Source organism: Muricauda sp. SCSIO 64092 (assembly GCF_023016285.1).
In the GTDB taxonomy this organism is placed as follows: domain Bacteria; phylum Bacteroidota; class Bacteroidia; order Flavobacteriales; family Flavobacteriaceae; genus Croceivirga.
This window is the reverse complement of sequence record NZ_CP095413.1, coordinates 2,374,218-2,397,191: the sequence shown is the minus strand read 5'-3', so window position 1 is coordinate 2,397,191 and position 22,974 is coordinate 2,374,218. Positions and strand designations below refer to the sequence as shown.

Annotated in this window: 9 protein-coding genes and 1 tRNA gene; 3 read left to right on the top strand and 7 right to left on the bottom strand. The window is 45.0% G+C overall.

What is annotated here, in order from left to right; all coding sequences use genetic code 11:
* Positions 1-113: 113 nt before the first annotated feature.
* On the bottom strand, positions 114-1,022 hold the full coding sequence (locus L0P88_RS10020; protein ID WP_247134447.1) for a cation diffusion facilitator family transporter: 909 nt from the start codon (positions 1,020-1,022) through the stop codon (positions 114-116).
* 61 nt (positions 1,023-1,083) lie between these two features.
* Positions 1,084-1,515 (bottom strand): ribose 5-phosphate isomerase B, encoded by a 432-nt coding sequence (gene rpiB, locus L0P88_RS10015; RefSeq protein WP_247134446.1) that lies wholly within the window; start codon positions 1,513-1,515, stop codon positions 1,084-1,086.
* Positions 1,516-2,101: 586 nt separating this feature from the next.
* Here rpiB and rnr point away from each other — a divergent pair.
* The 3 genes from rnr to L0P88_RS10000 are packed head-to-tail and all read left to right on the top strand — an operon-like array spanning position 2,102 to position 5,727.
* Positions 2,102-4,291, top strand: coding sequence for a ribonuclease R (rnr, locus tag L0P88_RS10010; protein WP_247134445.1), 2,190 nt, complete (start codon positions 2,102-2,104; stop codon positions 4,289-4,291).
* A gap of 57 nt (positions 4,292-4,348) precedes the next feature.
* Complete coding sequence (locus L0P88_RS10005; RefSeq protein ID WP_247134444.1) at positions 4,349-5,032, top strand: head GIN domain-containing protein; 684 nt, start codon at positions 4,349-4,351, stop codon at positions 5,030-5,032.
* 5 nt (positions 5,033-5,037) lie between these two features.
* Positions 5,038-5,727, top strand: coding sequence for a LysE family translocator (locus tag L0P88_RS10000; RefSeq protein WP_247134443.1), 690 nt, complete (start codon positions 5,038-5,040; stop codon positions 5,725-5,727).
* On the opposite strand, the gene L0P88_RS09995 is transcribed toward L0P88_RS10000, so the two are convergent.
* From L0P88_RS09995 to L0P88_RS09975, 5 genes are all read right to left on the bottom strand, one after another.
* Positions 5,727-5,797, bottom strand: a tRNA-Cys gene (locus L0P88_RS09995). The genes L0P88_RS10000 and L0P88_RS09995 overlap by 1 nt on opposite strands.
* A 49-nt stretch (positions 5,798-5,846) precedes the next feature.
* Positions 5,847-6,206, bottom strand: a complete 360-nt coding sequence (gene folB, locus L0P88_RS09990) for a dihydroneopterin aldolase (RefSeq protein ID WP_247134442.1) — start codon at positions 6,204-6,206, stop codon at positions 5,847-5,849.
* Between the two features lie 44 nt (positions 6,207-6,250).
* On the bottom strand, positions 6,251-7,207 hold the full coding sequence (locus L0P88_RS09985; RefSeq protein ID WP_247134441.1) for a type IX secretion system membrane protein PorP/SprF: 957 nt from the start codon (positions 7,205-7,207) through the stop codon (positions 6,251-6,253).
* Positions 7,208-7,232: 25 nt separating this feature from the next.
* Positions 7,233-20,771, bottom strand: a complete 13,539-nt coding sequence (locus tag L0P88_RS09980; protein ID WP_247134440.1) for a T9SS type B sorting domain-containing protein — start codon at positions 20,769-20,771, stop codon at positions 7,233-7,235.
* Positions 20,772-22,967, bottom strand: coding sequence for a type IX secretion system membrane protein PorP/SprF (locus L0P88_RS09975; RefSeq protein WP_247134439.1), 2,196 nt, complete (start codon positions 22,965-22,967; stop codon positions 20,772-20,774).
* Positions 22,968-22,974 lie beyond the last annotated feature (7 nt).

The following is a 22,974-nucleotide window of genomic DNA, read 5'->3' as shown; positions in this document are numbered from 1 at the left end:
TAGCCCAGCTACCTGCCCACCATGCAGAAGGCAGGCGGGTGCAACTTAAAAAAGCCTTCAACTGGCCACAAAACCCCCAATTTTCGCCTCATTCCAAAAAGTATAAATGAGTTCTAATCCTGGACTATTATTTTTTTGGTATCACATTTACCAAATTCAGGTTGAATGTTTACATGATTGATTCCATGCCGATGGTATACCAATTCTTCTATGCCTTCTAAAATAACATCAAACTCGGATAATTTAATATCCTCTTTAAAGTCCACATGCGCCTCCAGATGAATCTCCTCTTCATTTAATTGCCAAACATGGACATGATGAACGTTTTTAATCCCCTTTATTTCGCAAATACTGGAAACAATTTCCTGTACCGCAATTGATTTTGGTGTAAAAAGCATCAATACTTTGGTTGACTCCTTTAATAAATCGTAACCCACATAAATCAAATACAGCGCAATAATCAAGGTCAATAACGGGTCTATCCAAAAAATGGCGTAAAATTTCATGAGCAGTCCTCCCACTAAAACGGCAATGGAGGCCATCATATCCGTCAATAAATGAAGATAGGCCGATTTCATATTCATATTTACGGCAGCATCCTTCTTCAATAACAACACACTAAAACCATTGACCAATATCGCCAGGATAGAAAGCCAGATCACCCAATTTGAAGCAACTTCCTGAGGTGCCAAAAACCGTTCTATTGCCTCAACAATAAGAAATAACGAAACCACCATTAGGGTGGCAGAATTCACAAAAGCGGCAATAATTTCTGCGCGCTTATATCCAAATGTCCTGTTGGTGGAAGCCTTTTTTTTTGATAATCTGTTCGCCAGAAAACTGATGATAAGGGAAAGTACATCGCTAAAATTATGAACCGCATCGGATAGTAGCGAAAGACTACCTGAAATAAGACCTCCTATCATCTGGGCAATGGTAACAACAACATTTAGAACAATGGAAATCCCAAGATTTTTGCCGTCTACCTTATGTCTATGCGAATGATGGTGCTGATGTCCCATAATCATTTACCTTTATTTTAAAGGTAGGTAAGGCTTTATACAACTCCTTTGGTGTATGGTATCAAGCACATGGGATTTTTTCTATTCTTCGCTCATGACGACCACCTTCGAATTCGGTGGTCAAAAAAGTCTCTACCATATCCAGCGCCTGGGGAAGTGCAATAAATCTTGCCGGAAGACTCAAAATATTGGCGTCGTTATGTTCCCTTGCCAAGGCTGTGATTTCCTTGTTCCAACAGAGGGCTCCCCTTACTCCCTGATGCTTATTAATGGTCATGCTAGCCCCGTTTCCGCTGCCGCATATCACAATACCTAAATCCACGGTACCCTGTTCCACTTCCACCGCTACTGGATGCACAAAATCTGGATAGTCAACGCTGTCCGTTCCATCCGTTCCGTAATTGATGACCTCAATTCCCTTGGATTTCAACAAACCAACAATGGCAAGTTTATATTCTGTACCAGCATGGTCATTTCCTATAGCTATTTTCATGGTTAATCCGCTTAATTTGGTTCCCCACAAAAGTACAATTCTTTTAGAAGCACACGGTTAATATGTATTCGTAGTTTTTTTGTACTTCTTAAAAATCAAGACATTATGAGCACCTTGAAATGTTAATAATACGTAAACAAAAGTGAATGAAAAAATTTGCGTTTTACCACTTTATTTAACATTACGAACGCTCCCTTAATATCAAATTAATATTCAATTAAAATTTAATCAACAATTATCAATAGAAGTGCCGCACATATCAACAACAAATCCATAAATAATTATCTAGGAATTCTGTTGATTTCGGTTATGAAGAGTTGTTAAGAAGTTATATAACCTATTGATTTTAATATGCTTCGTAGAATAATAATAGGTGAATAAAGTGAAAGGATTGTTCAACGCAACTTTTTAGGAAAAAAAGTGTTCCCCTTATTCACAAACTATAATCATACCCATAATTTCTTTAAATTTTAAAAAAGAAAAAATAGCTGTATTGTAGTTGTTGATAAACTTAACTTTTGAACTAAGATCCATGGTAAGATTTCCATAGCTCAAAATTTGTAATTTGGCACAAACTTTCATTTGAATGTCCAAAAAGAAAAAAAGGGCAAGGAGTCAGCGGAAAAATGAAATCACGAAAGGGATTTTTACCGTTCTGGAAGCTGAACCCAACAAATCTTTCAATTATAAACAAATTGCTTCAAAACTTGGTATCACGGACACCAAGGAACGTAACGATTTAATTCAGCGTTTGGGACAACTAAAGGCCAAGAATCGGATTGTGGAGCTGGAGCGCGGGAAATTTCAAAAAAAGCAAACAAAAAAAATACTTTTACAAGGAAAGGTGGATTTAGCCACCAATGGCAACGCCTACATTATGGTAGATGGGGTTGAGGAAGATATTTTCGTTCCCAACAATCGACTGAACAAAGCTTTTCATGGTGATATTGTAGAGGTATCCCTTAGGGACAGGAAAAATGGACGTAGACCGGAAGGGGAAATTTCCAGAGTGGTGGAACGCACAAAAAATGCCTATGTAGGTATAGTGGAAAAACACAAAACCTTTGTGTTTGTAAGGCCCACCGACCCCAAAATGTATACGGATATCTTTGTGCCAATTGAGCGGTCAAAAAAAGCGGAGGACGGCACAAAAGTCTTGGTGGAGCTGGGGGATTGGCCGGATGATACGGATTCTCCCTACGGTACCATCAAGGAAATTTTGGGTATGCCTGGGGAGCACCATACGGAAATTCATTCCATACTGGCGGAATATGGACTTCCTTATGAGTTTCCGTTTGAGGTGGAGCAGTTAGCGAACACCTTGGATACTTCCATTAAAGAAGTGGAAATACAGAAGCGAAAGGATATGCGGGAGGTACTTACCTTCACCATCGATCCAAAAGATGCCAAGGATTTTGATGATGCCCTTTCGTTCCGGGAACTGGAAAATGGTAATTATGAAATCGGTGTGCATATTGCTGATGTTTCGCATTACGTAATCCCTGGTTCCATTTTGGATGTGGAAGCCTTCAACAGGGCAACATCGGTGTACTTAGTGGACAGGGTTGTTCCCATGTTACCGGAAGTATTGTCCAATAATGCGTGTTCGTTAAGACCCAATGAGGAGAAATATACCTTCTCTGCGGTTTTTGAGATGGATAACAATGCCGTGGTGCGAAATCAGTGGTTTGGAAGGACGGTTATTTATTCAAATGAGCGTTTTGCGTATGAGGAAGCACAGCAAATCATTGAAAAAAAATCCAATACCATTCCAAAGGATATTTCCATACGGGAGGATGGGTATCAAGTTTCAAATGAAATTAAGGAAGCAGTCCTGAAACTGGACGGCCTTGCCAAAATTATGCGGGAAAAGCGAATGGATTCCGGGGCAATTTCCTTTGATAAAATTGAGGTGAAATTCAATCTTGATGAACAGAACAATCCGGAAAGTGTTTTTTTCAAGGAATCCAAGGATGCCAATAAGTTAATTGAGGAATTCATGTTACTGGCCAATAGAAAAGTAGCTGAATTCATAGGCAGGCAAAAGCCAAAGAAAACATTTGTTTATCGCGTACACGACGATCCGGATTTGGATAAACTCATGGCGCTTAATGGCGTGATTTCCAAATTTGGACATAGTGTGGATATAAGGGACAGAAAAACAATCAATACATCTTTGAACCGATTGTTGGAAAATGTCAAAGGAAAGAAAGAGCAAAACTTAGTGGATACCCTTGCCATTCGAAGCATGAGCAAAGCGATGTATACCACGGACAATATTGGACACTACGGATTGGCCTTTGATTATTATACGCACTTTACATCCCCCATACGAAGATATCCAGATGTAATGGTACATCGTCTTTTGCAGCAGTATTTGGATGGTGGAAAGTCTGCAGGGGAAGAGGTGTTGGAAGAACAGTGCAAACATTCTTCCAATATGGAATTGTTGGCGGCAAGTGCCGAACGTGATTCCATAAAGTACATGCAGATAAAATTTATGCAGGATCATTCGGATAAGGAATTTATAGGGGTAATCTCCGGTGTTACGGAGTGGGGCATTTATGTGGAAATCATAGAGAACAAGTGTGAGGGAATGGTCAGGATTCGGGATATTAAAGACGATTATTATGTTTTTGATGAACGCCAATATGCGGTGATTGGTGAGCGATTTAAAGAAATGTATCAATTGGGTGATGAAGTCATTGTTATGGTGAAAAACACGGATTTAGTGAAAAGGCATTTGGATTTTACCTTGATTGGTAGGAACGAGTGATACTATTTTAGTGGTAAAAGAGTTTATGTAATTGAGAATCAATCAAAACGTGAAATCATGAGAAAATTGCTTTTTCCATTGTTATTCTTCTGTTTTACTGCACTCTTTTATGCCCAAGGAGACAAAATCACCAGGGAACTCCAACCGTTCGATGAAGTCAAGGGTTTTGACGGAATTTCCATAGAATTGATAAAATCCAACGAAAACAAGGTGGAAATTACCGGGGCAAATACACAAAAAGTGGCCATTGTCAACAATAGGGGCGTTTTAAAGATTCGAATGAAGATTGATAAAATTTTTAGCGGGTACAGGACTTTTGTAAAACTGTACCATTCCGGAGATTTAAAAGTAGTGGACGTAAATGAGGATGCCCGGATTTATTCCAAGGATACCTTAATTCAGGATGTTCTTGATGTACGGGCACAGGAAAGTGGTGAGTTACAGCTAAACTGCCAAACGGAACAGCTCTTGGTAAAGGCTATCACAGGAGGGGATATTCAAATTAGGGGCTTTACGGATAACCAGGATATCATTATCAATACGGGAGGAAGCTATAACGGAAAGGAGTTTAAAAGCAAATTCACGACCGTTGCGGTGAACGCAGGGGGAAATGCATCAATTTATGCAACCAAATATGTTAAGGCTGATGTCAAAGCTGGTGGAACGGTAAAAGTATTCGGTGATCCTGAGAAAATGGACGAAAAAACGGTTTTTGGAGGAAAAGTGGAACGCGTTGAATAATATTTATGATTGAAGATATACAGGCTGCAATTCCGTTGGGATTTCTTTTGAGTTTTATGGTCGGTCCTGTTTTCTTTGTTCTTCTGGAAACGAGCGCAATAAAGGGTTTTCGTGCAGGACTTTTTTTTAATGTTGGGGTAATTGTTGCAGATGTTCTTTTCTTGTTCATTGCCTATTTCAGTAGCTTTCAATTGTTGGAAAATCTCAGTAACCTTCCTGGACTTTATGTTTTTGGGGGAACCATTCTTTTTATATACGGTGTCATCATATTTATAAAGAAGGAAACGAAAAAGGATAAGGTAAGACCTTCCAAAGGAACCTATCTGGGATTGGTCGTTAAAGGGTTTTTGCTGAATTTTATCAATATCGGGGTCTTGGTTTTTTGGCTGGGAGTGCTAATTGTGGTGGGACCAAGTTTGGATAATAGCCCCAATCGTATCCTGGTGTTCTTTGGAACGATGTTGACCACGTACTTTATTACCGATCTTTTTAAAATTCTTCTGGCAAAACAACTTAAGAGAAAATTGACAAGCAAAAGAATCGCCTACATAAAGAAGGTTTTGGGCCTTGTTCTTGTGGTTTGTGGTATTGTATTGATTATTAAGGGTTTTTTACCAAAGGATAAGTTCAATATAAAGGACGGTATAGAACGCATCAATGAACAAAAAAACCCAGCTTTAAAGCTGGGTCTTTGAGGCATCGAGCGGATTCGAACCGCTGTACAAGCTTTTGCAGAGCTGTGCCTAGCCACTCGGCCACGATGCCTAATGAGGTGCAAATGTAGGACTCTAAATCATCCTTTCCAAAATACGTGTTATTCGTTTTTGGCCGATAAAGTTACCGAAACACTTTCAACGTCCCCTCCTATTGGCGGGTTAATCTTTGAAACTGAAATTTCCGCTGATTTTATCTTTGGGATTTCCATGAAAATGCGATCAAGGATACGTTTGGCCACGTGCTCCAACAATTTGGATTTGATGTCCATTTCTTCCTTGATAATGGTATTTAAATGAACATAATCCACGGTATCCGAGAGCTTGTCGGTTTTGGAAGGGACGGATAAATCAGCATGAACCTCCAAATCTACCCTATAATCACTGCCAATTATGCTTTCTTCCTTAAGACAGCCATGCCATGCATGAACACGGATATTATTGAGTTTTATTTTGCCCATTGCTTGTAAAAAGTAGGCAAAATTACGGTAAAACTATGAAGGATTTAATATGTACAGCGGCAATTACTGATTCCCTGGAACAAATCCATTCCAACGGTCAGGACATGTGTTCCCGAACTGTAGCCCAGAATTTCATTGGCAATCACCTGATACGAATAACCAAAATAGAAATTGCTCTTCTTCAATCCCGCAATGGGCGCGATATAGAGTGGTGTTCCAATTTGGTCGTTCAGGAAACGATAGGTAAGGCCTAAATAGTAATAATCCTCAAAATCATGAAATCGAAATTTTGCGTTCAAATCCGTTACGGATCGACCATCATTTTCAAACCATTGAAAGAAAACGGAAGGTTCTATTTCTATTTTACTATTGTTGCTTTTGGAAAAACTATACCCTGTATATACATAGTAATTACGGAGCGTATTAGGCTCAAAAATGGGGTTGAAGTCGGCCAAATCCTTGTTCAATAGATTTGAAGCGTTCAAACTAAAGTAGAATTTGTCCAAACGGTAGAGCACCCCTACATCAAAATTGTGATTGGCGGTTGCACGATCGTCTGTTGGTGGTGGTGGACCATTTGGGTCCAGTTGTACAAAGTTTTCCGTGTCTATCCGAAACTGGTTAAAGTTATAGGAAAGGCCAAAAGAAAGGAACTCATCATCGTACCTATCCAAAATAAGGTGGTGGGCAAAGGAAACCCGGGAACCCCGCTGTTTGGTCTCGCCATTACTATCGTTGTACAATAGCATTCCTATTCCGGATCTATTTCCAATTCGGGCATCTGCGGCCAGGGTTTGGGTGTCCGGGGCATCTTCAATACCCACCCATTGTGTTAGTCCGTTGAGTCTGACCTTAATATGGTCTCCCACACCTGCGTAAGTTGGTGACATTATAAAAGGGTTGTCCGCAATGTATTGCGACAGCTGAGGTATGGTCAATTCTTGGGATTTGCTCGAAAAAAATACGAGCATCAGCAGGGTTAAGAGTAGGGACTTCTTCATGGCGCTGTAGGTTAATACGATTTGGTTATCTGTACAACGTGAAATGTCCTACAAATTCTCGGTCGTCATTTTCTCCTTTTAATTTGATGACATACCAATAATCACCTGTGGGCAATTCACTATTGTTGTAAATTCCATTCCATCCTTGGTCCCCGTAGCCCATTCTATAGAGCTCTCTACCATAACGATCAAATATGATAATTAGTACATTGGGAAACACTTCTAAATTCTCTGGAACCCAGAAATCATTTGAACCATTTCCATCTGGGGTAAAATAGTTCGGAATTTCAATATCAATGAACTCCATAAAAATCTCGGCCATGGCCTCACAGCCATTTTGGTCGACCACCCTTACGGTGTAGGTATCCGTTCTATTGATATAGATAGTGTTGTCGGTGCCATTGGCAACGTCATCAAAATAGAAGGTATAATCCTCCAATCCACCACTGGCAACGGCCGTGATTTCGTTAATGTTACGCTGTTCCAAGGCAAGGACCAGTGGTTCGAATGCGGTTATTTCAAAATCGATGGTATTCATGCAGCCATTGGCATGGGCAATGGTCAACGAATGTGGTCCTGGCAGCATGTTTGTAAAATCTGCAGTTAATTGCATATCCAGGGGATCGGTGGAGTCCATGGCATAGAGGACATCAGCACTAACGGAAGCATCCTCAAGTACAAGCTCCAATGTATTTTCAGGGATGTTGCCTGTACAGGTATAGATGGGCTGGACAGTGGCATTTAGGTTCACCCCGGGATTGATTTCCGCAACTACCGTGGCTTCACATCCTTGGGCATCCCTAATGAACACCACGTGGGTGCCGGAAGCCAAGCCATTGAACAGGATTTGGTCCTGTACAAATCCCGCATCGTCATTGGAGTTTAAATTTGTGCTGTAAGGAGCGGTACCTCCCGTAATCTGTACCTCAAAAGAACCGTCCGCACTACCGGCACAGATTTCAGGTAAGATGTTGATAGCCTGACCCATAAGTGGTTCGGGAGCTTCAATGGTAAACTGAAATGGAATAAAACAGCCATTTCGATCTTGGGCAATTACATCGTAGACCCCAGGGGCCAAATCCGTAAAAATGTGCTGTGAATCAAATTGGTTCAGATTTGGTGTAATGGCATAAAGAATTTCTCCGGTTCCTCCGGAAACCTCAACCGTAATGGTTCCATCGTCAATACCGGCGCAACTGGTATCCGTGGATGTTTCCTGATCTATTTGCAAGGGAGCGGGATCCACAATACGAATTTCCTCGGAAACTTCTACGCAGTCGTCACTGGTCACACGCACAACATAGGTCCCTGCAGGAAGGCCGCTAAAGGTATCCGAAGATTGGGGGCCACCAAGTAAATTGGCAAGGGCAAGGTCGTCATAGAGCTCAAAACTATAATTGCCCAACCCGCCCGTGGCATGGGCTATGATTGTTGCCGAAGCTTCACCGGTACAATTGATAAAGGCTGCAGTATCATCAATGGCAATAGCGAGTGGAGGGACCATATCCACACTTATCTGGTTGGAAATCATGGCCTCACAGCTATTGGCATCCCGAATCATAAACTGATAATCCCCGGGTGGAATATTGTTGAAGGTATGCGAGTTGCCTCCATTGAAGTTGATCCATGTGGCTGTGGTGTCATCAAAGTACTGGTACGTTCCGCTTGTATCGCCCCCAGTAGCGGTGAGCAATAGACTGGCATTGGTGGTACACCTCATTTGGACCGTTTGAATAAGGTTGGCCCCTACTTCCTGGGGCTCATCAATTTGAACTTGGAGGGTGGTTACATCACAGTTCCATCCATCGGAAACGGTAATGCTATAGATTCCGGCACCCAAGTTGTTAAATACATTACTGGGCTGAAGTCCTGTACTGAAAATAGGGGTCAAATCACCAAAATTGGCGAACACATTCAATTGATACTGGTAGGTACCACTTCCTCCTACAGGAAGGTCCGCCCATACGGAAGCATTGTCATCCCCATAACAGGTCAATAGGCTTGTGGAAGCATTGATGTCCGTAATAATCGGGTTGGGGATGGAGAGGATCAATGATGGGGGACTAAATGGACAACCGCCATCATCGGTAACCAAAACATCATAGGTCCCTGCGGAAAGTCCTGTAAACACATAACCGATTACATCATTTGCAGTATAAACCTGTGAAGTTGTCGTATTCGTCAGGACAATATCGTAAGGAGGATATCCCCCCTCGGGGATGACTTCAATTTCCCCCTGGTCATCGGTACAGGTAACACTGGCAATTTCCCTGGGGGTAACGTCCAGCGCCATGTCCGGGGAAGCTATGGTAATGGTATTGGAGTTGGCACTACAAAAGGTACTTCCCAAATCGGTTTCCGTTACCCGAACATAATAATTTCCACCGGTAAGACCGGGTATGGGGAAAGGGTTGACCGAGGTATTTCCAGTACCCGTCAAAATACTGGTTCCAACCTGGTCAAACACTTCATAGTCATATCCACCCGTATATCCCGTAACCATTATTTCAAGTGCGCCATTGGTATCCCCAAAACAAATGGAAGGTGCCGTTGGTGTGGCCACAACGGCAATGGTATTATATGGGGCAATGGTATACGGGGCGGTATCCACATAACAGTTTGTTGTGGTATTGGTTACCCGAAATACGTAATTTCCGGGTTGTGTAAGGTCATAATCAGCCGTGGTGGTCGTACTTCCCGTTTGAACCCCGGAAATGTTGCCCAAGGGCAGTAATGCAAAGGTATAAATGTCCCCAGGCGCAGCACTTTCGTTGACAGTTATTTGAATCTGCTCCACGTTGGGTGCGGCGCAGGTTATAGGATTTATTTGGGTAACCTGTGCCGTAAACGTATTTAACGGTTCAATTGTTTGTGTGGGCAAAGCAAAAAGACATCCATTGGCATCCCGGACAACAATATCATAATTACCGGATGTGTTCACGGAGTGAACAAAGACATTTCCTCCCGTAGGTAGAAAGCTGCCCCCGTTTACACTGTAGAAATAATCGGGTGTTCCCGATCCTACTGGAATGGTCACCTCAATTAGTGCGGATTGCTGTGCATTGTTCATATCACAGGCAAAAGGGGTCACGTTTGTTATGGTTGCGGACAAAGCAGTGGGTTCACCAACAGAAACTTGGTCCGTGGCCACACAGTTCCGGTTTGATGTAACGGTGATATCATAGGTACCTGCAGGAAGACCTGTAAATACACCATTGTTTTGGGTAAAAGTGTTGGTCCCATCGGTAATTTCAAAAGTGTACGGCGGGTTATCATTGATACCACTACCCGTTGATGCCAGATTCACGGTTATTGAACCATCAGAAGCACCAAAACAACTAACATCGGTAACTCCCGTAGCCAAAAGGGTCACTGCTGTGGGTTCTTCCAAGCTAATGGGAACAGCAACAAAACAATTGGGCGTGCCCAATGTAGCGTCGGTCACCCTTACAATGTAATTTCCAAAGGCAACTCCCGTAAATTGGGAACCTATGGGAACAAGTCCAGTATCCGTTAGGTCCGTCCTAAGCAACTGAACGGTGTTCGTTCCAGATCCCCCGGCAACCACAAAATCTATTATACCATCTGCCGTGTTACAACTGGGTTGTGTATTGACCATGGCGGAAAGGGTCAACTGGGGTGAAATGGTTATGTTTTCCGTTTCCCCACACCCATTGGCATCCCTAATTGTTACGGTATGGCCTCCTGAGGCCAGATTGGCATAAGTATGGGCAAAGCTTGTAATGCTCTGGAATGCGGCACCATCAAGGCTCATGGTGTAGGGTCCCACGCCCGTATTTACGGCATCCAATACTACGGAAATGGCGAAGTTCCCCTCTGGGGCGCATTCGTCCACAATGGCCAAAGTGATATCCGGTGTGGTATCAGCGGCTATGGTTACGGCCAAAGGCGTATTGATGATACATCCGTTGGCGTCCCTTACATAGATGTCCCATGCAGTAGCCGTCAATGGATTCAGTTCCACGGTACTATCAAATGGGAATGTTGCGGGAACACCGGTTCCACTCTGCGAGGCGCCATAGATATAGGGTCCCGTTCCACCCGATGCCAGTACGGTGACAATGGAGTTGGCCTCGTTACAATTGGCATTTACGTTGTCCAGGAGGGTAAGGACCAAAGGCTGCGGGGCATCAATGGTCACGGCATTGGTCGCTGTAGTGCACAGGGGGTCTGCGGTTTCCGTAATACGTATGGCGTAGGTCCCGGCACCAAGCGTAGTGGAAACGGTAAACGTATAAGGGTCGGTTGTGGCGTTATTGGAATCGTTGGTCCCTGCTATGGGATTGCCGAGGTTATCCAACACCACATAGTCAAATGTTCCAGTGTATCCCGTAACGGTGACTTCTATGGTCCCATCCGTAGCATCGCTACAGGTAGCATCGGAAGTTACGGTTGCTACAGCATTTATAAGATCATAAGGGTCGACCACATGCTGAACGATAACGGAACAGTTCGTCGTTGTATCGGTCACCTCATATACATAGGTGCCGGGAGCGGTAATGACGATGTTTGTTGGATCGGCAACGGGACTTCCGCTTGGTAATTGTGTATAGGAATAGTTGCCCGAACCGTTGGCGGCAGCAATCTGAATGATTTCCTGGCCGTTGTTACAGTCTATATCCTGAAGTTCGGTAATGGTGGCCGTTACATCCGCCCTTGCAGGAATAGGGACGTTTACCGTATCGGTACAACCATTGTCATCGCGTACCACGACCACCACAGCTGGACTTCCATAAGCTACAGTGAAAGTATTCCCGCTACCAAAGGCACCCCCATTGAAACTATACTGGTACGGCGCGGTACCGGAGGGGTGTCCCAACGCATCATTGTTGATGACCACCGTTACGGTGCTCACGGCATCATTACAGGTAAATACCGAGGCACTTGCAGTAATATCAAGTTGCGAGGGTTCATCAATGGTTATGGGTAGTGTGGTACTGCACCCTTTGGTGGAGATAACGGTAACATTGTAAGTTCCTTGAGTGAGTCCAGTGAATACATTCGAGGCCTGTGTTGTTGTCCCGCCGTCCAAACTGTACAGGTAGGGGACATCTATATTTCCCGGATTTAGGGTGGCGGTAAGGGTGCCATCGTTACCACCAAAACAGCTGACGTCAGTCTTGGCAAGGGTGAAGGTGGGGTTCACGGGCGCCGGCAAGGTAATGGTCACGGGCACAATACATCCGGTATTGTTATCCGCCACTTGAAAGGTATAGGCAATGCTATGGGTAAGTCCACTGAACACGCCGGTAGCATTGGAAGCGCCTGCAGGAGTGGTCTGGGTAAAAGTGTATGCGGCCGACCCTCCATTGGCGGTTATGGTGACCTCCCCGGAGTTGGCAGGGTCACAGTTGTCATCTGCCGTTATATTGGCGATAACCTCCAAAGGAGGAAATATGGTGATGTTTTCCAGTTCGCCACACCCATTGGCATCCACTATTTGTATGGTATGACTGCCTGAGCTCAAATTGGATACGGTAACGACATCACCGATATTCGTCCAGGATGTGGCCTGAGGGGCACCACCATCAACACTGATCCTATAGGGAGCGGTACCTGCCACGGTTAAGGTCACATTAATAGCAAAATTTCCTTCGGTTACACATTCGTTGGCAATGACCGAAGATATTTCTGGCGATGCATCAACACTTATGGTTACGTCCAAAGGTGGTGAAACGCATCCAGCGGCATCCTGTGCGTAAATATCCCAGTTTAAATTAACGGAAGGGTCTAAAGTAAATGTTTGTCCTTCGGGAAAAACAACAGGGGCTGGATTTCCATCTTCCACGTAAGCATAACTATAGCCCGCTGTTCCCCCGGAAGCCCTAACCGTAACTTCGGCATCGGTATTACAGTTGGCAGCAAGCTGACTTAGTAGGGAAACCGTAACAGGGGAAGGTTCCGTAATCCTAAAAGTTGTTGTAGCCGTACAGGATGGAGCAGTGGCTTCCCGTACCACCAAGACGTAATCCCCAGGTGGAATTTGGGTCACAGTTGCGGTCTGTGGGCCTCCGGCGGGGCCGGGACCAACACTACCCGTATACGTACCGGGACCGGTTACCGCGGTATTGGTAAGTGCGTTTAAAACCTCCCAATTGATAGTTGTAACAGAAGCATCATAATTGCCCACAGTAAAAGTCATGGTGCCATCATCATCCCCAACACACGTAATATCACTTGTACTGTCCACCACAACGGATATGGCAGAAACGGGAGGGATGGTTACTTCCAGAAAGCTTACACATCCGTTGGTGACATCTTCAGCCCTAATTATATAGGTCTGTCCTGGATTTAAACTGGTAAAGGTTGCTACCTCGGTATCAGGAGCGGTAGTTATTTCGCTAGTGGGTCCAGGCCCTCCATTATAAATTTCAAAGTTATAATTGCCAGACCCTCCGGAAGCGGTAATATCCACGCTACCACCGGTAATACAGTCTGGAGGGGTCGGGTTTGCGGTCAAGGTCAAAAATGGATTGGAGCTGACCCTAACAGAACCCAGATCGCTCTCACAGCCATTGGCATCAATAATACGTATGTAATAATCACCAAAATCAAGATTATTAAAAGTATGGGTAGTGCTCGCAGAAACAACAGTACCGATAACAGTATTGGAACTGTCGTAAAGTGTATAGGTAAAGTTGGGTACACCCCCTTGCGTAATGGTAACATCAATACTGCCCGGCACCGTAGCCCCTGTACCAAGATTACAGGTTACATCGGTGGCCACCATATTGGATAATAATTGCAAGGGCTCGCCCACTACGGCGTTATCCGTGAATTCACAGCCCCTACTATCACGGACAGTAAATGGATAGGTGCCTGCACTGAGCCCGGAATAGGTCCTGGTAGCGGTAAATGCACTTCCATCAAAACTCACGGTAAACGGGGCCACACCAAAGTTTTCATCGATATCGATAACTACGGAACCATCGGCATATCCAAAGCATGCGGCATTGGTGACTACTGCTGTGGCCTGGGGATTCACGGTAGGGCTAACGATTATTTCATTGGTCTCAACAGTACAACCGTTGTTGTCCGTGATTTGGAACTGGTACGTTCCTGCCGCTGCTGCACCCGAATAGGTAAAAGCGTTTCCGGTTATTGCGGCGGTTGCGCCATAACCACCACCATTTACCTGTACCTGATAGGTGGCATAAGGAGTATACCCACCGCTTATGGTGACATCGATCACAGCATTTGCCGTACAGAACAGGTCCTGCGTAAGGACTGCATTGGCAATAAGCTGAGGTTCAATGGTTTGTGTAATGACATTGGACACACAACCGTAGGCATCCGTCACTTGTATATTGTAGGTCCCCGGTGTTAGATTGCTTATGGTGAAAGGGTTCCCACCAGCTGCTATCAGTCCGCCACCATTTATGGTGTAGGAATAGGGGGCTACGCCATCGGTAACGCTCACTCCCAGGGAAGCCTGGTTCGTACTGTCATAACATAGGTCCGAAGGATTAAATGCGATTACGGGCGTCTCCGCGGGGTCTATGGTAATAGGCCGTGTATGCACACACCCACGGGCGTCCCTCACATAGATGGTGTAGGTCCCGGGCGCTACATCGGCAAAGGAGTTTCCGCTTTGGTACGCATATATGACCGTTGGCCCTGTGGTATCTTCCAATTGGTATTCATAACCGCCCCATCCGCCAGTGGCGCTAACGGTTATGGTCGCGTCGGAGATACAGGTGTCATCCGTATTGGAAAAGGTAAAATCAAGGGCCAATGCAGGCTCTGCAATGGTCTGGTTGAGCGTAACAGTGCAATTGGTGATATCGTCAGTAATGGTTATCACATAGGTATCGGCCCCAAGCCCGGATACGGATATTGGGGTAATGGTATTTATGGTATTGGCAGACTGAACGGTGCCACCAAGTCCATCCAACACAACATAGCTATAGGTGGTGTCGAAGTCCGATACCGTAAAATTGAATGCGCCATCCGAACCTCCCACACAGCTGACATTGCTGATGAGTTGCGAAACGGCATCCACTTGTGGGATGGGGTTTACCGTATAGTTTTCGGTGATAGCACAGTTCTTGCTGTCCGTTACCCGGAAGGTGTAGGTTCCCGGGGCAAGTCCCGTAAAGATGGCGTTGTTGCCATTATTGGTGGCACTGCCCGCTGGGGCGATGATTTCATATACAAAAGCTGTGTTGCCGCCTGTAACCGATACGGTGACGTCGCCCACAATTGTTGGACAGGTCAGTGTCGTTTGGGCAAAGGCCAGATCTGTTGGCGGATTCAATGGTGCTATGGTTTGTGCACTGGTAGCGGTACAATTGTTGGTGTCCCGTACCGTAATGGTATAGGTTCCGTCAGTAAGCCCGGAAAAGGAGGTTGAAGGGCCAAAGTTGACCCCATCAATGCTGTACGTATAGGGAGCGGTACCACCACTTGTGGAGGTTACTTCTATGGTGGCGTCCGCGCTACAGGTATAATCTACGGTAATGCTTGTGCCCAGGCCAAGCACGGCAGGCTCATTTACAGTAACGGTATTTGTGGTCATACAGTTCTTGCTGTCCGTGACGGTATAGGTATAGGTGCCCGCCGCAAGACCACTATAGACTTGCTGTGTTGAAGGCGCACTGCCATCGAAAACTATCGAATAGAGAGCAAGACCACCTGGGATGTTCAGGTCCACGGAACCGTTGGATTCCCCATTACAACCCACGTCCGTGACCAATGGGGCAACCGTGGGGAGTGGATTGTCGGTTACAACGACCTGATTTGTTGTGAAGGTGCAAGACTCGCTATCGGTAATGGTAAACGTATATGTTCCTGGCGTAGTGGTAAAATAACTAAAGGGAATACTCGGAACGGGAGTACTTGCCTGGTGCGGTGTGCCATTTAAAAGAACTTCATACATAAAACCTGGATTCCCTCCTGAAATGGAGAGGGAAATTTCCGCGTCGGGGGAAACGCTGCAATCCAAATCCTTTACCAAACTGGCACTTGCATTTAATGTGGGAAAAACGGTTATACCTGCCGTTGCGGTACAATTTCTACTGTCAATGACCTCAACGGTATAACTCCCTGGCCCTAGGCCTGTAAAAACAGGGTTGGATTGGTATGCCCCACTGCCCAAACGGTACTGGAACGGAGCAACACCTCCCGAGCTAACGCTGGCGGTAAGCTCCAGGCCAATACTGCTATCATAACAGAGGCTATTTGCCGTAAGATCGAGTACCGGGGAGACCGTTGGTGTTAAACTGAACGTTTGGGTGACTTCACAACCGCCGGCATCACGAACAGTTACCGTATAATTACCTGAAGTATCAGTAAGACCGGTAAAAGTATTTGTTCCCTGTGGGCCCGTAACGGTACTTGAGGGATCTTCAATTTCATAGGCATATCCTCCCCATCCGCCAGTAGCGGTTATCGTAACCGAACCGGGAACCGTCCCGGAAGACGAGCAGGTTAAATCAACAACGTCCAAACTTGATATGACCAAGACGGACGGAGGAGCAGCTACGGTTACGGTGCTTGTATCCGTGCAATTGGTATCATTATCGGTCACCACAATGGTATAATCCCCTGCGATTAAAGTGGTCAAGGGAATCGTACCCAAGGTTTCCCCCGTCCCATTAAAAGTCATTGGACCGGTAACGGCATAATCAAAGGAGTTGATAAAGTCGGTTACCGTAAAGGTTATGTCTCCATTATTGCCGCCGAGGCAATCCACATTGGAATTGAGCTGTCCAACAACTGAAATCTGGTCAACCGGCGAAATGGTAAAGTCTTCCTGTAGGGTACAGCCCTTCGCATCGGTCACCAAAAAAGTATAGGTCCCTGGATCCAATCCTGAAAATACGTTCACATTGCCGTTATTGGAGACCGCTGCGGCCGGGGCAATGATTTCATACGTAAAATTGGGATTTCCATCAACAACGGTAACGGTTACGTCCGACGTTAGTGCCGGACAGGTAAGGGCTGTGGTCGCAAAAGTCAAATCCGTTGGCGGATTCAATGGATCTAGGGTAATGGAATTGGTTACAAAAACACAGTTATTGGCATCCCTGATACTTATGGTATAGGTGCCATCCGCAAGATTTTCGAACCTATGGGCATTTGGCGTGGTGTCCGGGATAAAATTGACCCCGTCAATGCTATATGCATACGGAGCGGTGCCTCCCGACACGTTCTGGGCTTCGATGATTCCATTCTGCAAACAGGTATAATCCTGAACCAAGGCAAGAGTTCCGGATGGAAGGTCAGCTGGACCGCCTATCGCAAATGTTTCCACAAAATCGCAGGAAACAACACCTTGGGTTTGGATAATGCGAAGGGAATAATTCCCCTGCCCAAGTCCTGTAAAGCTGCCGGAAGCGTTTGTTGAAGTTGAGGCATCGGGATAGGTGAGCTCATAAGACAATGAATACCCATTGCTATTGGTCACGTTGATGGATACGGAACCATCGGCGGCACCAAAACAGTTTTCATCGGTTACGGTCAAGGGGTCATATTCCACGGCGGGGGCAACACCTATGGTCACTACATTGGAAATATGGAAGCACCCATTTCCATCCACTACCACAAATTCATAATCCCCTTCTTCACCATTGGTAAAATTAAAAGCACTGGTCACCTGATAATCAGGTCCGGGGATGTTGAGGACCTTGGCAGCGTCATCAGCACCACTGTAACGGTCCACACCATTGTAGCTCCAAATGGCATAATTGTAATCGGGATTTGGAAACCCCCCGGATCCGGTAACGGTGATTATACCATCCGTACAATCTATATTTTTGGTCAGGACGGCGGCAAGGTCCAAATCGGTCCGATCCAAAATAGTGACCTGTTCCGAGTAACTACATCCATCATCCGTGGTGACCAAAACATCATATGTCCCATCATTGAGGTTTTCAAAAGTATAGTTGTTGTCGTTGGAGGGACCAAAGGTGTCAATTGTGGTCCCACCCTGCGAAATCTCATAATAATATTGCGGATTTACATCCAAAACGGAAATGGCAATTTCCCCCAGACCATTGCAATTGGTATCCGTTGTGGTGATATCCACTGCAAAGTCCCTTCTCAGAATTCCAATATTGTCCAGTATAAACACACAGCCATCAACCACGCCTTGCTGCCGCATTTCCACGCGATAGGCCCCATTGTTGGTTATGGTAAAGCTTGGGCCATTATTATCGCTATAGGGTGTTATTATGGTATTGTTGGAAGCATTAACCAATTGATATTCATAATCGATGGGCATATTTGTTACCGTAATGTTCCCTGGGGTGGTACAGACAATATCGGTGCTGTTGAACTGTGGATTCAGAGGATTTTTGAACACATTGAAATAAAACCGGGTGAAACAACCATTTTGATAGTTGATGACCAAACGATATTGACCTGCATCCGAAGCCAGGAAATCACTGCCACTACCCACACTATTCCATGTACAACCATTGTTGGTGTTGGCACAGTCCGGTGTAGCCGCCGCACAACTGGTCTCATCCAATTGTTCCCAGACAATACTGTCCGCATCCGGAATGTTGATTTGAATCAGCTCCGAATCGTTCAATCCACAAAGGAAGATTTCGGGTAATTCCTCACCATCATTGGGACAAACAAGAACGTTGCCCTCAACGGTATTGCTGGTGTCATTGATCAGGGCGGTTATTGGATTGGATTGTGTAGCTCCGAAGAATTCCACAATTATAATTTCCTGGAAGCCTTTACAGGGGTCGGCCACCTGTTTGTCCACAATATAGGTTCCGGTACTGGAAACCAGTAGGGTACTTGGGTCATTGTCGGAATCACCATCGGTGATAACGGTGTCCCCGGCATCAATCAGGCGGTCTCCATTTTCATCGATATACCAGATATAGGCATCAAAATTGTCTCCTGCATCCAGCAATACATTTTCCCCACAAAGTTGAACGGTACGGGCGTAGTCACAGTTTTCCAGGTCATCCAAAAGAAAGTTGGTGGCCCCAGGGGTAACAAAACCACAATCATCAAAATCGGACACACTGGGATCATCGGAAATTTGGTTGTCGTTGATGAGGCCCTGATAGGTTGAGAAGGCCACATTTTCAATTTGATCGGTACAGGCATCAACAAAGTCAAAGCAGTTTTCCGCTACTTGGACGTTGATTCGAATTTCGGTTATCGGATCTCCTTCTTCCACGAGGCGTTCGGGAATGTCAAAAACGATTTCCCTGGTGGTGGAATCATAGGTATAGATGATATCAGTGTTTGCACCAAGGTCCACTCCTAAAAAGGAAGTATTTACGGGGAGGACGTCCCTAATGGTATAATTGACGGCATCGTCATTTCCCGTATTGACAAAGGAGAGCACATAATCCAAGTATTGCCCCAGGTTTACACCGGCTCCCGTAATATCGTTACCGCCAATATCCTCCACTTTTTTTTCGAGAATGATATTGGGTTCAATAATTTCCACCCCAAAGGTTACAAGAAAGGCACCAAAGGCATCCCCTTGGGTAAACAACCTTAGGGTAGCATCGGTTTCTTCGTTGGCAATAATGCTATTTGCGGGGTTGTTGATTTCAAAGATATCGGAATCAAAACCCAGGGTATTGGTACTGGCGATATTTCGGGTGGTTACATCGGCACCATCTATGGTAATATTGGAATTGAAAAAGTTGTTTGTGGGGTTTGAGGCATTGGAAAGGCTTGTAAAACCGGGGTTTAAAGGGGTTTCAATTCGAAAAGCATCACCAGTAATGCTTCGGTCCCCCTCTACCACACTCGCACCCAGCCGCGCGCGTACCGGCCCAACGGGGATGGTATTAAAACCAGCAACGGTGATATCTGCACTGGAGCTTCCCCTAACACCGGCATAGCCGTCAAATACAGAGATGTATTTTCCGGTAAGTGTTGGATTTTCATAAATGATGACCAGGGTCCAACCACCAGCCCCACCAACGCTTCTTCCCCTTGTGGCCCTTACGTTTCCAACAAAATACTCACCGTTGGGGTCTGCCAGGGATTGTAATAAGCCGGTAACATTGCGGTAACAGGTATATGGAGAGTCTTTAAAATTGACATCATCATGGATTATTTCGTCTTCCTCCCCCACTGGGTCGGGATTATTGTCCGCCGTTATATCGATATAACTTCCCCCGGGCATCCGAAATTTGATGGTTGTAAAATCCAGACGTTGGGTGTCATTTTGTGGAAGCCCTGAAATCTGTGTGTTGTTTAAAACCTCTTGTTGGTAGTTTGCGGACCAGTACAAGCCGGCGTAGTAAATTCTGGAACAAAAGGGAAGGCTGAGCGTGGAACTGCTCGAGCTAAAAGTAGTTGGGTCTCCATCAATATCAATATAATCCCGGTGAAAACCGTTATTATTGGATCCACCGTTATAGGGGTCGTTGGCCGAGTTGCTCGAATTGACCCTATTCAAAATACCATTTGATAAAAATGTATAGTCCCCCTTTATGTTAACATAGGAGTTGTCCAATCGTGGGGTAAAGGGCACCTCTACTTGTGCCCAACCCGTGATGAACAAGAGGAGGGTAGTAAAGAGCGCTAATACGCCCTTGACGTCTATGGTTTTCATTTAGCCGGTTTGGTTTGGTTTTACACGCATTATCCATATAGGATCATTGTAAGCATTATTTAGTTTGGAGTAGTAGTTGGTTAATGCCGCGGTCCAGTCTTCATGTTTCTTTAAATAGACGTAGCGGTATTTGTTTTCTGGATTAATAAAATAACTGGCGTTGAGCCCTTTGTTATTGAGTTCTTTTACAAAACGAGTGGCATTATTGGGATTGGCAAACACGTTGGCGATGATATAAAAGCCAGAGCCAACACCATTCATCCTAACTGTTTTTAGTGAGGATTTTCCAGGACGCCCCATGCCATTATTGACGACATTCTTTTGAAGCACATTATTATCATACCTACTGGTATTTTCTGCCAATCCGGAGTTATCCATAGTGCCTTGTACCCGCATTACCCAAGTATCCTCATGGTATTGTCCATTCATATTGGACTTGTGGGCTGCAATGGCTTCGGATTTATTGTCAAAGTTTTTGAGGTAGACGTAGTTAAGGCCGTTTCTTGGATTTGTAAAATAATCGGCTTCAATACCTTTGGCCTCAAGTTCCTTCATAAAAATATTCATGTACTTTGTGCCTTTGTACACGTTGGCTATTAAGTAATGCCCGGACTCCACATTTGGAATGCTGAAGTTTTTAAACCTTGACTTCCTAACCGTGGTCTTTGGGGCACTGGTCTTGTCCTTTTTGGTGTTTGCCAACGCCACTTTGTCAACCTTTACCTCGGTAGGTTTGTTCAGGTTTTTAACGTTGCTCATTCGCTTGGCGGTGGAAATACTTTTGAACTGTTTGTCCAGGCCGGTTGTGTTTTGGGCAATAGCCTCCGTTTCATTCGCATTGGCCGTTCCGCTGGCATTGTTATTTCCGTCTTTTAGATTAATGATTCGCTTGGAAGCGGTGGTATTGGTCAAACCGTGGTTGGAAAGCGGGGCTTGGGAACGAGTCTGTACAAGTTCATCACTTTCCGCATTCTGGAAGTACAGCTGTTTTGCCTTCTCTTCCAACTCGGGACGATCTCCTTTGGTTTCCCTGCGCACCATTTTCATGACGGTATTGAACCTTCTTTCCAAATCCGATCTACGGTTCCTTTCTATGGAGTCCTGACGCAGCATCAGCTCATCCAAAATGGCATCGTTTTCAGCAAGCTTTTGCTCCAATTCCGCAATTTTTAAGTCTTTTTCGGTAAGGCTCAATTCTTCCATGGGAACTTCTTCCTCCCCATTGCTCACTAAGTCTTCATTGCCCTTTTCAAGAAGCACCCTGTCCTCGGTAAGGTTGGGCACAAAAGAATAGGCCAATGATATCTCGTGATTTACACCAAAATTTTCAAAATTGTTGGACAACCCCTTTTCAACGGTGTACCCCAAGGAAAGGCGTTTGTTCAGGTTAAAACCAATTCCTGCTGCGGCACCGTAAATGTCGTCATAACCCGCCTGCAACCACCCTAGTTTGGGGAGGTCCAGAATAAGGCTTCCACTTAGGGAAATGTCCTCGCCCTCTACATTTCGTACCCGGGCCAAGGGCATTAACCTACCGCTTTCCAGAATCCCGGAGGCCTTTTTAAACTGATGGGTATATTGTAAATGTCCGGTAAACGTTTTTTGATCGAACGTAGTAATGGACTCACTGGTTTTTAGGTTGTAGTCAAACAGATTGTCCGCCAGCACCCCAAAATCGAAATTGCCATAACTGATGTTGAAACCAGGCTGAAACGTAATGAGTGCGCTATCGTCCAAACTGTCCAATAAGGGATCGTCATCCACCGGATTGGCCCTTCCTTCATTGAAACCACTGTTGTAATAGGAAAAATTGGCCCCAAAGGTAAAGTTACTTTTATCGCTCAATTTAACCCCGTAGGCATAGTTGGCCAACAACCCAAAGTTATCGATCAAGCCTTCGCGCTGCGTGTAAAGGCTGAGCCCTACTCCACTTCTATCCCCTATCCTACCACTATAGCTCAAAAAATAGGTTTGAAAATTGTCATCAAAAGAAACCGATTGGTTTCTGTGAAATAGATTGATGTACGATTTGTCCTCCCGAACAGTGGAAAAGGTGGGGTTCAATAGGAACCTATTAAATTTCAACAAGTTCTGTGAGGGCACGTCGTAAGCTATAAAAGGGGCTTCCTCCTGCGCCTTGGTCGTCCCAAAGACAAGAAAAAATAAGATAACGAGTATGGGGCTATACTTTCGCATGTTTGGT

What these genes read in the sequence shown, in the direction of transcription:
- L0P88_RS10020 (WP_247134447.1), bottom strand. Translation starts at nt 1,022, where the DNA reads ATGGGACATCAGCACCATCATTCGCATAGACATAAGGTAGACGGCAAA.
- rpiB (WP_247134446.1), bottom strand. Translation starts at nt 1,515, where the DNA reads ATGAAAATAGCTATAGGAAATGACCATGCTGGTACAGAATATAAACTT.
- rnr (WP_247134445.1), top strand. Translation starts at nt 2,102, where the DNA reads ATGTCCAAAAAGAAAAAAAGGGCAAGGAGTCAGCGGAAAAATGAAATC.
- L0P88_RS10005 (WP_247134444.1), top strand. Translation starts at nt 4,349, where the DNA reads ATGAGAAAATTGCTTTTTCCATTGTTATTCTTCTGTTTTACTGCACTC.
- L0P88_RS10000 (WP_247134443.1), top strand. Translation starts at nt 5,038, where the DNA reads ATGATTGAAGATATACAGGCTGCAATTCCGTTGGGATTTCTTTTGAGT.
- folB (WP_247134442.1), bottom strand. Translation starts at nt 6,206, where the DNA reads ATGGGCAAAATAAAACTCAATAATATCCGTGTTCATGCATGGCATGGC.
- L0P88_RS09985 (WP_247134441.1), bottom strand. Translation starts at nt 7,207, where the DNA reads ATGAAGAAGTCCCTACTCTTAACCCTGCTGATGCTCGTATTTTTTTCG.
- L0P88_RS09980 (WP_247134440.1), bottom strand. Translation starts at nt 20,771, where the DNA reads ATGAAAACCATAGACGTCAAGGGCGTATTAGCGCTCTTTACTACCCTC.
- L0P88_RS09975 (WP_247134439.1), bottom strand. Translation starts at nt 22,967, where the DNA reads ATGCGAAAGTATAGCCCCATACTCGTTATCTTATTTTTTCTTGTCTTT.